Annotated in this window: 12 protein-coding genes and 1 pseudogene; 5 read left to right on the top strand and 8 right to left on the bottom strand. The window is 74.2% G+C overall.

Annotation, left to right across the window (positions count from 1 at the left end; all coding sequences use genetic code 11):
- Positions 1 to 147: 147 nt before the first annotated feature.
- From DMH12_RS07180 to DMH12_RS07160, 5 genes are all read right to left on the bottom strand, one after another.
- Positions 148 to 1,116, bottom strand: a complete 969-nt coding sequence (locus tag DMH12_RS07180) for an acetylxylan esterase (protein ID WP_125490711.1) — start codon at positions 1,114 to 1,116, stop codon at positions 148 to 150.
- Positions 1,117 to 1,214: 98 nt separating this feature from the next.
- Entirely contained in the window at positions 1,215 to 1,799 is a 585-nt protein-coding gene (locus DMH12_RS07175) for a hypothetical protein (protein ID WP_125490710.1), read from the bottom strand.
- 162 nt (positions 1,800 to 1,961) lie between these two features.
- Positions 1,962 to 2,681: a ferredoxin reductase gene (locus DMH12_RS07170; protein WP_125490709.1), complete on the bottom strand. Its 720-nt coding sequence runs from the start codon at positions 2,679 to 2,681 to the stop codon at positions 1,962 to 1,964.
- 49 nt (positions 2,682 to 2,730) lie between these two features.
- Positions 2,731 to 3,336 (bottom strand): sulfite oxidase-like oxidoreductase, encoded by a 606-nt coding sequence (locus DMH12_RS07165; RefSeq protein WP_125490708.1) that lies wholly within the window; start codon positions 3,334 to 3,336, stop codon positions 2,731 to 2,733.
- A gap of 64 nt (positions 3,337 to 3,400) precedes the next feature.
- Positions 3,401 to 3,898, bottom strand: a complete 498-nt coding sequence (locus DMH12_RS07160) for a MarR family winged helix-turn-helix transcriptional regulator (RefSeq protein WP_125490707.1) — start codon at positions 3,896 to 3,898, stop codon at positions 3,401 to 3,403.
- A 206-nt stretch (positions 3,899 to 4,104) separates the two neighbouring features.
- Here DMH12_RS07160 and DMH12_RS07155 point away from each other — a divergent pair, with 206 nt between their 5' ends.
- Positions 4,105 to 4,944 (top strand): putative protein N(5)-glutamine methyltransferase, encoded by an 840-nt coding sequence (locus DMH12_RS07155; protein ID WP_125490706.1) that lies wholly within the window; start codon positions 4,105 to 4,107, stop codon positions 4,942 to 4,944.
- A gap of 15 nt (positions 4,945 to 4,959) precedes the next feature.
- On the opposite strand, the gene DMH12_RS07150 is transcribed toward DMH12_RS07155, so the two are convergent.
- Positions 4,960 to 7,038 carry a SpoIIE family protein phosphatase gene (locus DMH12_RS07150; protein WP_125490705.1) on the bottom strand — a complete coding sequence of 693 codons (2,079 nt, stop codon included), beginning with the start codon at positions 7,036 to 7,038 and terminating at the stop codon, positions 4,960 to 4,962.
- Between the two features lie 253 nt (positions 7,039 to 7,291).
- Between DMH12_RS07150 and DMH12_RS07145 the strand changes: the two genes are divergently transcribed.
- The 4 genes from DMH12_RS07145 to DMH12_RS07130 all read left to right on the top strand — a co-directional run bounded on the left by DMH12_RS07145 (position 7,292) and on the right by DMH12_RS07130 (position 11,354).
- Entirely contained in the window at positions 7,292 to 8,185 is an 894-nt protein-coding gene (locus tag DMH12_RS07145) for a hypothetical protein (RefSeq protein WP_125490704.1), read from the top strand.
- A 56-nt stretch (positions 8,186 to 8,241) separates the two neighbouring features.
- Positions 8,242 to 8,613 carry a hypothetical protein gene (locus tag DMH12_RS07140; RefSeq protein ID WP_125490703.1) on the top strand — a complete coding sequence of 124 codons (372 nt, stop codon included), beginning with the start codon at positions 8,242 to 8,244 and terminating at the stop codon, positions 8,611 to 8,613.
- A gap of 120 nt (positions 8,614 to 8,733) precedes the next feature.
- Complete coding sequence (locus DMH12_RS07135; RefSeq protein WP_125490702.1) at positions 8,734 to 10,749, top strand: NADPH-dependent 2,4-dienoyl-CoA reductase; 2,016 nt, start codon at positions 8,734 to 8,736, stop codon at positions 10,747 to 10,749.
- A gap of 41 nt (positions 10,750 to 10,790) precedes the next feature.
- Positions 10,791 to 11,354 (top strand): PadR family transcriptional regulator, encoded by a 564-nt coding sequence (locus DMH12_RS07130; protein ID WP_125490701.1) that lies wholly within the window; start codon positions 10,791 to 10,793, stop codon positions 11,352 to 11,354.
- Positions 11,355 to 11,357: 3 nt separating this feature from the next.
- On the opposite strand, the gene DMH12_RS07125 is transcribed toward DMH12_RS07130, so the two are convergent.
- On the bottom strand, positions 11,358 to 11,909 hold the full coding sequence (locus DMH12_RS07125; RefSeq protein WP_185832183.1) for a hypothetical protein: 552 nt from the start codon (positions 11,907 to 11,909) through the stop codon (positions 11,358 to 11,360).
- A 162-nt stretch (positions 11,910 to 12,071) separates the two neighbouring features.
- Positions 12,072 to 12,941 (bottom strand): annotated as a pseudogene (locus DMH12_RS07120) (fibronectin type III domain-containing protein); the annotation flags it as partial.
- Positions 12,942 to 13,007 lie beyond the last annotated feature (66 nt).

Here is a 13,007-nt window from a genome sequence, read left to right as displayed (position 1 = left end):
CGGTGCGCCACCAGGAGTACCATTGGTCTAAACCAGCAGGGAAGGCCGGTCCGGAGGTTCGGCCGAAACGGCACCCGCGCCTCCGGCGGCGTACGGCCTCCGCCGTGACCGCCGTGTCCGAAACCGCGCCGTCTCCGCCCGGGACCCTCAGGCGTACGAGCGCAGCCAGCGCACCTTGGCGGCCTGCTGGAACGGCCCGCCGCCCTCGTGGTCGTTGAAGTCGTACACCTCGATCGCCTTGTCCTCGTGCGCCCAGGCGTTGAAGGCCGCGAAGACGGTGGACGGCGGGCAGGTCTGGTCCTCCAGCGCCGCCGAGAACAGGGCCGGCGCCCGGCCCCGCGCCGCGAAGTGCACGCCGTCGAAGTAGGACAGCGTGCGCAGCGCGTCCTCGGTCCGGCCGCGGTGCGTCTTCAGGTACAGGCCGACCTCGCGGTAGGGATGCCGGTCGGTGATCGTGGTCGCGCGCGGGAAGTCGCACAGGAACGGCACGTCCGGGGCGACCGCCACCAGGTCCGGCACCAGACCGCCCACCGCGAGCGATATCCCGCCGCCCTGGCTCCCGCCGAGCGCGACCGTGCGCGCCGGGTCGGTCAGCGGGTGGGAGCGGGCCGCCTCGACGGCGCGCACGGCGTCGGTGAAGACCCGGCGGTAGTAGTAGTTCTCGGGGGCGTCCAGGCCGCGGGTGAGGAAGCCCGGGTACGCGGGCGCGCCGCCCACCGGGTCCGCGGTCCCGCCACCGCCGCCCCAGCCGCTGCCCTGGCCCCGGGTGTCCATGACGAAGTGGGCCCGGCCCGTGGACGCCCACAGCAGGTGCTCGTGCGGCAGCCCGCGCCCGCCGCCGTACCCGACGAACTCCACGACCAGCGGCAACGGTTCCTCCGCCGCGGCCGGCAGGGTCAGCCAGCCCTTCACCGGGTGACCGCCGAATCCGGCGAACGTCACGTCGTACACCCGCACCGTGGACAGACCCGTGTCGACCGGTTCGAAGCGCGCGTCCACGTCGTGCTCGCGGGCCTCCCGGAGCGTCTTGGTCCAGAACGCGTCGAAGTCCTCCGGCTCGCCCGACGCGCTCCGGTACTCCCGCAGTTCGTCGAGCGGAAGATCGAACAGGGCCATCGGGGAACCGCCTTTGCGGGAGCACGTGCCGGACCGTACGGATGATCACACCGTACGTGAGGGGCCGGGAGGCGGACCAGAGCGCGGGCGGGAGGCCGTCAGGCCCCGCGGTGCGTCCACTGGGGTTCGGTGCGGGCCCAGTCGCGGTCCCACTCGTTCATCCGGCGCCTGAGGGCCACCCCGCGCACCGCGCGGTGCAGCAGCAGCACCGTGAGGCCGGTGCCGATGGCGGTGAAGGAGCCCACCGTGGCGCTGTGCTGCCAGATCTGGGAGCCGTCCGACGGCGGCGGCACGCTCCGCCCCCGCGAGTCCAGCCACACGTCGACCCGGTCACCGCGCCGGGCGTCGGCCGGGACCCGCGCCGTGGTGCTCCGCTCCGTGCCGTCCGGCGTGCTCCAGCGGACGGTCGTGCGGTACGAGTGCTGCCCGTCGAGCTGGGCGGAAGGCAGGGTGCCGCCGGTGTCGTCGGCCACCGCGGCGCTGACCCGGTGCCGGTCCGCCCGCTGCTCCGCCACGATCGCCTGCGCCTGGCCGTAGCCCCACCAGGCGGTGGCGGCCCCCAGCAGGGGGGCACCCGCGAACAGCAGCAGGGCGACGACCAGCAGGGTCCACGACTCGACGACGTCCGACCGGCGGCGCAGCGAATTGTGCCGCCAGCGCCAGCCGCGCACCCGGGTTCGCATGTCGACCTCCCCGCGATCACCGCGACCGGGAGGCGGACGGACGTCCATGACGGGCGGGGAACCCCCGCGCCTCCGGGTCGCGCCAGTGTGCGAGTGCCCGTACTGGACTGGTACCCAGTCCGGCGGGACTCGCCCACCCCCGCGGCGAAGTTCCGCCGCGGGTCAGCCGAAGCGCTCGATCCGGATGCGCTCCACCGGCTGGCCGCCGGCCACCAGCAGCCGTGACGCGTGCTCGGCGAACGAGTTCGACCCGCACACGTAGGCCTCCCAGCCCCCGGCGGGCGGCTCGGACAGCAGCGGGTCCAGGTGCGCGGCGGTCAGCCGGCCCACGGGCGTCCCGGCCGGGGCGCTCCGGGTGAAGACGGGGGTGGTCTCCGGGCCGAACTCGTCCGCGTAGATCAACTCCTCGGGGCCGCGCGCGGACACCAGCATCCGCAGCGGCACCGTCAGCCCCCGCGCCCGGTGGTGCCGGACCATGGACATCAGCGGGACGACGCCGGAGCCCGCGCCCAGCAGCAGGGCGGGGCGGTCGCCCGGCCAGGCGAAGAAGCCGCTCAGCGGGCCGCGCACCTCGATCCGGTCGCCGGGCCGCGCCACCGTGTGGAACCAGCCGGACACCTCCCCGTCCGCCACGTGGTCGAGGGTCAGCTCGATGTGCCCGGAGCCGTCCGGCGCGGACGCCAGCGAGTAGTGCCGCTGGGCCACGTACCCGTCCTCGGCGGTGAGCCGGACCATCAGGTGCTGGCCCGGCAGATGGCCCGCCCAGCCGGGCACGGCGAACCGGAAGGTGGACGCGCGGGGCGTCTCGCGGCGGATCTCCGTGAGCGTGGCCGGCTGCCAGACCCCGGCCACCAGGCCGTTCACCTCGATGCGTCCGGGCACGGCGAACCGCGTGGGGGGCGTGTGGGCCCCCGCCGTGTGTGTGGCCGTCTCAGTCACCGGAGTACCGCTGCTCCTCCCAGGGGTTGCCGCGCGCGTGGTAGCCGTTCTGCTCCCAGAAGCCCGGCCGGTCGTGGTCGAGCAGCTCCAGGCCCGCCAGCCACTTCACGCTCTTCCAGAAGTACAGGTGCGGCACCACCAGCCGCGCCGGGCCGCCGTGCTCGGGGGCGAGCGGGCGCCCCTCGTACTCCCAGGCGATCCAGGCCCGGCCGCCGGTCAGGTCCGCCAGCGGCAGGTTCGCGGTGTAGCCGGTGTGCGCGTAGGCCACGGCGTGCGTGGCGGACGGCAGCGGACGGACCGCCTCCAGGAAGGTGTCCAGGGACACGCCCCCGAACCGCACGCCGAACTTCGACCAGCCGGTCACGCAGTGGATGTCGCCCTCGTACGCCGAGGCGGGCAGCCGACGCGCCCCGGCCAGGTCCCAGGTGCGCTCCTCGGCCACGAGACCGCCCACCCGGAAGGTCCAGTCGGCGGGGGCGAGGTCGGGCGTGACCTCGGCGGACAGCACGGGCCAGTCGTCGCCCGCGTCGTACTGGCCGGGCGGCATCCCCGGCCGGTCGACGCGCGGGCGCCCGGCGAAGCCTCGGGTGGTGTTCATGCGGTGGGGCCTTTCGGGCCGCTGCGGCAGGTGCTCGCGGCCTGCGTGATCAGTGCGTACGCCGTCAACGGTACGTGCCCGCCGGCGTTCCCCGGTCCGGGTCCTCGCCCCGCGGACCGCCCCGCCACGCGTTGTACCGCTCCAGATACGCGGCGAAGCGGATCAGGTCCTCGTCGGGCCAGTCGGCGAGCCGCTCCCGGAAGGCGGCCCGGCGGCTCTCGGTGACCTGCGCCAGGATGCGCCGCCCGGCCCGCGTCAGGTGCAGCACCTGCACGCGCTGGTCCTCGGGGTCCGGCCGCCGCTCGATCAGCCCGGCCCGCTCCAGCGCGGACACCTGGCGGCTGACCGTGGACTTGTCGAGGGCGTAGTGGGCCGCCAGGTCGGTGGCCCGGCAGCCGTCCCGCTCCTCCAGGTGCCCGAGGAGCGTGTACGACACCAGCGACAGCTCCGGATGCATACGCCCCGCCGAGGCGCGGGCGCGGCGGGCGAAGGCCGTCATCTCGCGCTGGACGGTCTCCACGGCCGCGTCCGCCGCGGCACCGGGCGTCTCGGCAGCCGTCACTGTTCCTCCCTCGCATCGCTGGTTGCAGAGTACAACTTGGGGTAGTGTGACCGGCGGCCGCGGACCGTCCCGGCCGCCGGACGCCTGGGAGGTGAGACCCATTACCGCTGTGTCGACCCGGGTGCTCTCACCTCACGGCAGCACGGTCACCGCGAACGGCTGACCGTCGAGAGCGCCCTTCGGTTCCCGAAAGGCTCTCGGCTTCCATGGCCTCCTCGTCTCCCGCACGCCCCTCGCTCTCCGCTACCTCTCGTTCCCCCCTGCCCTCCGCGGCCTGCCCGTCGCGTGACCGGGTCGTCGCCGCGCTCCGCACCGCGGGCTGCGTCTTCGCCGAGGACGAGGCGGCGCTCCTGATGGCCGCCGCCCGCGACGCCGGTGAACTCACCGCCCTGATCGACCGCCGGGTCTCCGGGCTGCCCCTCGAACTCGTCCTCGGCTGGGCCGAGTTCCGCGGCCTGCGGGTCGCCGTCGCCCCCGGTGTCTTCGTCCCCCGCCGCCGCACCGAGTTCCTGGTCGACGAGGCCCTCGCCCACGCGCCGCACGCGTCCGTCGTCGTGGACCTGTGCTGCGGCTCCGGCGCCGTCGGCGCGGCCCTGGCCGCCGCGCTGGACCGGCCCGAGGTGCACGCCGCCGACGTCGACCCCGCCGCCGTGCGCTGCGCCCGCGGCAACCTCGCCGACGCGGGCGGCCGCGTGTACGTCGGTGACCTGTTCGACGCGCTGCCCGAGGTCCTGCGCGGCCGCGTCGACATCCTCGCGGCCAACGTGCCCTACGTCCCCACCGCCGAGGTGGCCCTGCTGCCGGCCGAGGCCCGCGACCACGAACCGCTGGTCGCCCTCGACGGGGGCGCCGACGGACTAGACGTGCTGCGTCGCGTCGCGGCCGAGGCGCCCCGCTGGCTGGCGCCCGGTGGCTGCCTGCTGGTCGAGACGAGCGAGGCCCAGGCACCCGCCGCGGTCGCCGCCTTCACCCGCGCCGGAATGACGACCCGCGTCGCGGTCTCGGAGGAGCTGTACGCCCACGTGGTGACGGGCGTACGCGACTAGCGCGGGACAGCACGCCTAGGCGGGCGGCGTGGCGCGAGCGATCAGTAGGGCAACGTCGTCGGAGTTCTCCGGCTCGTGCAGGGTGCGCAGGAGCTGGTCGCAGACCTCCTCCAGCGGGCGGTCCGGGCCGTCCAGCAGGGCCAGGAGGGCGTTCAGCCGCTCGTCCAGGGGGTGCCGGCGGGTCTCGACGAGGCCGTCGGTGTACAGCACCAGCCGGTCGCCCGGCTCCAGGGCGACGGCGGTCGTGGAGAACGGGACGCCGCCCACCCCGAGCGGCACCCCGGTGGGCAGGTCCAGCAGCTCCGGCGGGTGCCCGGCCCGCAGCCGCACCGGCGGCAGGTGCCCCGCGTTGGCGATCAGGCACCGCCTCTCGTTCGGGTCGTGCACGGCGTAGACGCAGGTCGCGATGGCCTGGTCCAGGCCCGCCGTGGTGCGGTCCAGGTGCTCCATGAGCAGCGCCGGATCCAGGTCGAGGGCGGCCAGGGTGTTCGTCGCGGTCCGCAGCCGCCCCATCGAGGCCGCCGCCGCGATGCCGCTGCCCATCACGTCGCCCACCACGAGCGCGGTCTTGCACCCCTCCAGCTCGATCACGTCGAACCAGTCGCCGCCGACCTCGCTGGTGGCCCCGGCCGGCTGGTAGCGCGAGGCGACCTCCAGGCCGCCGGTCACCGGCGGATGGCTCGGCAGCAGGCTGCGCTGAAGGGTCAGGGCGGTGGTACGGGCGTTCTGGTACCAGCGGGCGTTGTCGATCTGCAGCGCGGCCCGCGCGGCCAGTTCCCTGGCCAGCAGCAGATCGTCCTTGCCGAACGGGAGCGGGTTGGCGGTCCGCTTCAGGTCCAGGGCGCCGAGCACCTCGCCCCGCGCGATCAGCGGGACGGCCAGGTACGAGTGCACGCCCGCCCGGCGCAGCAGCTCCACCGCCTCCGGTGAACGCGCGATGCGCTCCAGGTCCGCTCCGGTCACCCGGGCCACCCACACCGGCTGCCCGCTGCGCACGCACTCGGTGACCAGGCGGTCCGGCCCGTACCGGGCCACCTGGCCGGGCCGGTCGGCCGCCGTGAGCGCGTCGGGGGCGTCGTCCGCGTGCACGGCCAGCGCCCTCATCACGGCGGGTTCGGCCGGGCCCAGGTTGCTGCGCCGGCCCTCCACCACGGCCTGGAGGAGATCCACGGCGGCGACGTCGGCGAGGCCGGGCACGGCCACGTCGGCCAGCTCGTGCGCGGTGCGGTCCAGTTGCAGCGTGGTGCCGATCCGGGCGGAGGCGTCCGCGACCGAGGCCAGCCGGCGCCGCGCGGCCTCGGCCTCGGCGCTCACCCGGTACTGCTCGGTGACGTCCACGACCGAGACGGCCACGCCCAGGACCGTGCCGAGCGCGTCGTCCAGCCGGTACAGCGAGACGGACCACGCGTGGTCCTCGTCCGGGTCGGCGGGCGTCCGTCCGGTGGTGGGCCTGTCGATCACCGGCTGCCCGGTCTCCAGCACCTCTCGCGCCGCGGCCTCCATCTGGGCCGCGTCCACCTGCGGCAGCAGCTCGTGGGTCCTGTGGCCGATGTGGTCGTCGGCCGGGATGCCGTTGATCCTTTCCAGGGCCGGGTTGACCGAGACGTACCGCAGGTCGGTGTCCAGCACCGCCAGTCCGACCGGTGACTGTGTGATCACCCGTGAGGACAGCGCCAGGTCGCGCTCCAGCCGCCGCACCGTCGACTGGTCGGCCGCGAGCCCCAGCGCGTAGACGTCCCCGCGGTCGTCCAGCAGACGCATGTTGCGGAACTCCACCAGTCGGGTGCCGCCGTCCTTGTGCCGGATGGGGAAGGCCCCGGCCCAGCTGCGGCCGGTCCGCATGACGTCGGAGAACAGCTTGACGACCAGATCGAGGTGGCGCTCGTGGACCATGATGCGGGCGGCGTACTGTCCCAGCGCCTCCTGTGCGGAGTATCCGAACAGCTCCTCCGCCTGCGGGCTCCACAGCACGATCCGGCCCTCGGCGTCCAGCACGACCGAGGCCACGCTCAGCAGGTCGAGCAGTCCGCCGGGCCGCACGGGGCCGCGCGACGACGCGTCGCCCTCGAACCCGGCAGACCCGGATGTACTCATCCCACGCCCCGCCTTCACCGTTCCGCGCGGCACGCCTTTCTGATGCCGACTCCCTTGTTCTACCGCGTTCCGCCGCGCACAGGGCCGATTCCGAGCGGCTCCGCGGACTCCTTCCAGCATCTCCCGGCCGGGCGGTGACCGCCGCACGAAGCGCGTCCGGAGTTGGTCTGTACATGCCGTGACGGGCGGTCCAGACTGTGCGCCGAACGCGCTCGCCCCGTCCTTGCCGCCCGCCCCCCACCGAGGAGCCTCCATGCCCCTGCGCGCCCGGCAACGTTGTCACGCCGTCCTGACCGGACTCGCCGCCCTCACCCTCTCCGCCGGCCTCGCGGGCCCTGCGGCCGCCGCCGGCGCCTGGTCCGAGCCGTCCGCTGCCGACACCTGGACCGAGGTCGGCTCCGACCGCGCCGACCCGCTCACCGAGAGCCAGGGCCTGGCCTCGGTCGAGGTCCCGGCCGGCAGCCCCAACCGCTACACCGGCATCGGCACCATCCCGCTGAGCCTCAGCACCCGGGGCTGGAACCACGTCGGCGACCCGGACGCCTCCTACGACGGCCACTACATCGAGCCGTACCAGCGCGACGACGGCAGCACCAAGATGTTCCGCGTGCAGGAGCCCGACGGAAGCTGGGCGGAGTACGTGCACACGCTGAGCCCCGGTGAGGCGCGGAACAACTCCTGGTCCGCCGTCTCGCCGGACGGTCAGTGGATGCTCTCCGGCGAGTGGGGCACCATGGACCGGCTGCTGGTCTTCCCGACACCCGGCGTCAACCCGGCCACCTCGCCGTCCGCGAACCTCCCCCAGGCGGCCACCGTGCGTCTGGACCACGCCGTGCGCGACGTCCAGGGCTGCGACTTCCTCGACGCGACCACTCTGCTGTGCTCCTCGGACGACCCGGCGGGCACCCTCTTCGGCATCACCAAACCCCTGCTGCGGATCGACCTGTCCGCCGCGCCCAACGGCACCGCGGACGTCACCGGCCACGTCACCGCCCTGCGGCAGCTGCCCCTGCGCAGCGCCTGCTCCGGCGACTTCGAGACCGAGGGCATCGACTACGACCGCCGCACCGGCACCCTGCGCGTGATCGTCGTCTCGCCGGGCTTCTGCGTGCTGACCGACAGCAAGACCTACCGCTTCACCCGGTAGTGCCCGGCACCAGGTGGTGCTTTTCTGGTGGTATGGCCGCGAGAGGAGCGATCACGATGGACGCTGAGCGACTGCATCCGGAATCCGTCTCCGTGGAGCTGAGCGGGTGCAGCAAGGAGGACGCCCGGACCGTGTTCGACGCGCTGTGCGCGTGCTACGGGTCGGACCGGCACGCGGGCGACGTGACCCGGGACTACCACGAGGTCCGCCCGACCGTGTGGCTCGGCACCTTCGACGTGGCCGACGCGCACCGGGGCGAGTGCGACCCCGCCCGGCTGCGGGAGTCCGTGGAGGCCGACGTGCAGGGCGGCTACTGGGCGATCGAGAGGTTCCGCACCACCCTGGACTCCCTGTTCACCGTGCGTGACCTGAGCACGGCCTCCGGGGACCAGGAGCGCGAGCTGCACGTACGGCTCGAGAGCCGCTGAGCCGGCCGGGAGCCGCCGGTAGGGCGGTGTGGTGTGCGCCGCCTCTTTGTGCAACTAGTTGCACAAAGAGGCGGCCGTCCTCTACAACGGAGGCACCACACCCCGCACGGAGGCGCCCCGATGAGCCGCTACCCCCACCTGCTGAGCCCGCTCGACCTGGGCTTCACGACGCTCCCCAACCGGGTCCTGATGGGCTCCATGCACGTCGGCCTGGAGGAGGCGGAGAACGGCTTCGAGCGCATGGCCGCCTTCTACGCGGCCCGGGCCCGCGGAGGAGTGGGCCTGATCGTCACCGGCGGCATCGCCCCCAACGACGAGGGCCGCCCCTACCCGGGCGGTGCCAGGCTCACCACCGAGGACGAGGCCGAGCAGCACCGCGTGGTCACCGACGCCGTGCACCACGAGGGCGGCCGGATCGCCCTGCAGATCCTGCACTTCGGCCGCTACGCCTACCACGCCGACCTGGTCGCCCCGAGCGCGCTCCAGGCCCCGATCAGCCCGCACGTGCCCCGCGAGCTGACCGACGCCGAGATCGAGCGCACCATCGACGACTACGTCCGCACCGCCCGGCTGGCGCGCGGGGCCGGGTACGACGGCGTCGAGATCATGGGCTCCGAGGGCTACCTGATCAACGAGTTCATCGCCGCGCGGACCAACCACCGCACCGACCGCTGGGGCGGCTCGTACGAGAACCGGACGCGTTTCCCCGTCGAGATCGTCCGCCGGGTGCGCGAGGCGGTCGGCGAGGACTTCATCGTCGTCTACCGGCTGTCCATGCTCGACCTGGTGCCCGGCGGCTCCACCCTCGACGAGGTCGTCACACTCGCCAAGGCCGTCGAGGCCGCCGGAGCGACCATCATCAACACCGGCATCGGCTGGCACGAGGCCCGCATCCCCACCATCGCCACCTCCGTGCCGCGCGGCGCCTACACCTGGGTGACCAGGCGCCTGATGGGCGAGGTGACGGTGCCGCTCGTCACCACCAACCGCATCAACACCCCCGAAGTCGCCGAGCGGCTGCTCGCCGAGGGCACCGCCGACATGGTGTCGATGGCCCGCCCGATGCTCGCCGACCCCGACTTCGTCGCCAAGGCCGCCGCCGGCCGCCCCGAGGCCATCAACACCTGCATCGGCTGCAACCAGGCCTGCCTCGACCACACCTTCAGCGGCCGGATCACCTCCTGCCTGGTCAACCCCCGCGCCTGCCACGAGACCGAGCTGGTCCTCACCCCGACCCGGCGGCGCAAGCGCGTCGCGGTCGTCGGCGCCGGACCGGCCGGGCTCGCCTGCGCGGTCAGCGCGGCCGAACGCGGCCACGAGGTCACCCTCTTCGACGCCGCCGGCGAGATCGGCGGCCAGCTCAACGTGGCCCGCAAGGTCCCCGGCAAGCAGGAGTTCGACGAGACGCTGCGCTACTTCCGCACCCAGCTGGCCGCGCACGGCGTCGACGTACGCCTCAACACGCGGGTCGCGGCCGACGACCTCGCCGGCCACGACGAGGTCGTCGTCGCCACCGGCGTCACGCCCCGCACCCCGGACATCCCCGGCATCGACCACCCGAGCGTCGTCGGCTACCTCGACGTGCTCCGCGACGGCGCCCCCGTCGGCGACCGCGTCGCCGTCCTCGGCGCCGGCGGCATCGGCTTCGACGTCGCCGAATACCTCACCGACGGCGGCGACAAGGCGCACGAGGACCCGTCGGCGTACTTCCGCCTCTGGGGAGTCGACATGGACTACGCCACCCCCGGCGGCCTCGCCGCGCCCGAGCGCCCCGTGCCGCCGCGCGCCGTCCACCTGCTCCAGCGCAAGACCTCCAAGGTCGGCGCCGGGCTCGGCAAGACCACCGGCTGGATCCACCGCACCGAGCTGAGGCAGCGCGGCGTCACCATGGTCCCGGGCGTGCGCTACGACCGGATCGACGACGCCGGACTGCACGTCACCATCGGCGACGAGTCCACCGTCCTGGAGGTCGACACGGTCGTGCTCTGCACCGGACAGGAGCCCAGCCGCGGCCTGTACGACGACCTGATCGCCGCCGGCCGCAGCGCGCACCTCATCGGCGGCGCCGACGTGGCCGCCGAACTGGACGCCAAGCGCGCCATCCAGCAGGGCACCGAACTGGCGGCGGCGCTGTAGCGGCCGCCCCGGGCGGCCCGCGGCATCCCTAGGATGAGCGCATGTCCCTCCCGCACGCGATCCTCACCGCCCTGGTCGAAAAGCCGTCGTCCGGGCTGGAACTGACCCGCCGGTTCGACCGGTCGATCGGCTACTTCTGGTCGGCGACGCACCAGCAGATCTACCGCGAGCTGGGCAAGCTGGAGGGCGAGGGCCTGATCCGCGAGCTGCCCGGGCTGCAGCCGGCCCGCGGGCAGAAGAAGTCCTACGAGGTGCTGCCCGCGGGCCGCGAGGAGCTGGCCCGCTGGACCGCCGCACCCCAGGACCCCAAGCCCCTGCGGGACACGATGCTGCTGCGCCTGCGGGCCGCCGCGGTGGTCGGCACCGCCGGTGTCGAGGAGGACCTGCGTCGTCATCTGGACCTGCACGAGCGGCAGTTGGCGGAGTACGAGGAGATCGAGGAGCGGGACTTCCCGCCCGGAAGGGACAGCGCCGAGGACCGGTTGCGGCACCTGGTGCTGCGGGCCGGCATCGACCTGGAGACCTTCTGGACGGGATGGCTCAGGCACGCGCTGGCGGAGTTCGCCGAGCTGCCCCCCGAGGGGACCGGGGCTCAGGACCGGTAGGACTCAGAACCGGTAGGGCTTGGCGCGGCGGCGCAGGAACCAGGCCGCGCCGATGACACCGGCCCCCACCAGCGCGCCGCCCGCCACCAGGGTCGCGGTGCCGTAGTCCTGGATCGCCCCGCCCAGGCCGCCCATGACACCGCGCGGCGACGCGGACGGCGAGGGAGTGGCCGAGCGGCTCGGGGACGGGGAGGGCGCCCTGGAGACGATGACCGTCTGGGTGCCCGCGGTGCTGTTGTTCGAGCACATGACGATCACCGTGTAGGTGCCCGGCGAGATCCCCGACCAGGCCGCCGACTGCCCGGAGCTGGTGCCGGACAGAGCCACCTGGCGCCCCTGCGCGAAGTCGCGCTGGCTGCTGGTCAGCAGTGAGGCGGTACCCCAACTGCCGTTCAGCTGGGCGCAGGCCGTGGTGGTGACCGACACCGTGGTCCCGGTGGTGCTCACCGAGATGCCCGGCCCCGCGAGAGCCGGCCCGGCGGCCAGGGCGACGGGCAGCGCGGCGGCGGCCGCCGCGGTCAGGCCGGAGCGGAGAAACGGCGAAGAGATGCGCATGTGGACTGCCCTCCGGCGGCACGGTCGGCGGCACATCCCTTGCGTCGCCGGGGTCGGGAACGCCCGTGCTCCCTCAGTGGCAGCCAACAGTGCGGCGGCCGCGCCCGCATGCCGAGCGCGACCGCCCAGGTGACGCGTCGCCGGGCCCGAGCCGCACCGAGGTCAGCCGCCCGCGCCCAACGTCACCTTCCGCTCCTCCGAGAAGCCGCCCCAGGTGCCGTCGGCCAGCCTGGCCCGGACCCGCACCCGGTGCGTGACACCGGCCTCCCGTCCCGCGTAGAAGCTGTACTCGGCCAGGTCGCGCGGTGCTTCGGCGCCGTAGACCAGCGAGGTCGCCGGACGGCCGTCCAGGTGGATCTGGTACTCGGTGACCGGGCCGTCCGTCCGCGGCGGGACCCAGGTCAGGTCGAGGTAGTACGCCCCGTCGGCGAGGTGGGAGGCCGCGCGCAGACCGGTGGGCGCGGAGGTGCGGCCGTCGTCCGACCCCGGGGTGGAGAGCCGGACGACCGCGCTGGCGGGGGAGAGGTTGTCGGCGGCGTCCCGCGCCCGCACCGTGAAGGTGTAACGGGTGCCCGGCCGCAGCCCCGTGACGACGGCCGCCGTCTGGGCGCCGCCGACGCTGTGCACCTTCGTGCCGCCCTGGTACACGTCGTACGACACCACCTTGCGGTCGTCCTTCGCGGCCGACCAGGTGAGCTGCACCGCCCGGCCGCCCGCCGCCCGGCCCTCGGCGCCCTCCGGGCGGGTGGGGGCGGAGGCGTCGGTGACGGCGGCCGGCGTGGTGGCCCGCACCTCCCGGCTGCGCGGCCCGAGCCGCCCGTCGGCATCGCGCGCCCGGACGGTGAAGGCGTACGCCGTCGAGGGGCGCAGCCGGGTGACGTCCACCATGCGGTCGGACGCCGGTACCTCCTCGACCAACGTGCCGCCGCGGTACACCTCGTAGGTCTCGGCCCCGTCCAGAGCGTTCCACATCACGTGCACCGTCGTCGCGCTGCCCGCCTCGGCGGTGACGCCCATGGGCACGCCGGGCAGCGCGACGACGGTGCACGTGATGTGGAACGCTCTGGACGGGGCCGAGACCTACGAGGTGTACCGCGG

It is taken from the genome of Streptomyces sp. WAC 04229 (assembly GCF_003947455.1).
Taxonomy (GTDB): Bacteria; Actinomycetota; Actinomycetes; order Streptomycetales; family Streptomycetaceae; genus Streptomyces.
This window is presented reverse-complemented; position numbering and strand designations above follow the sequence as displayed.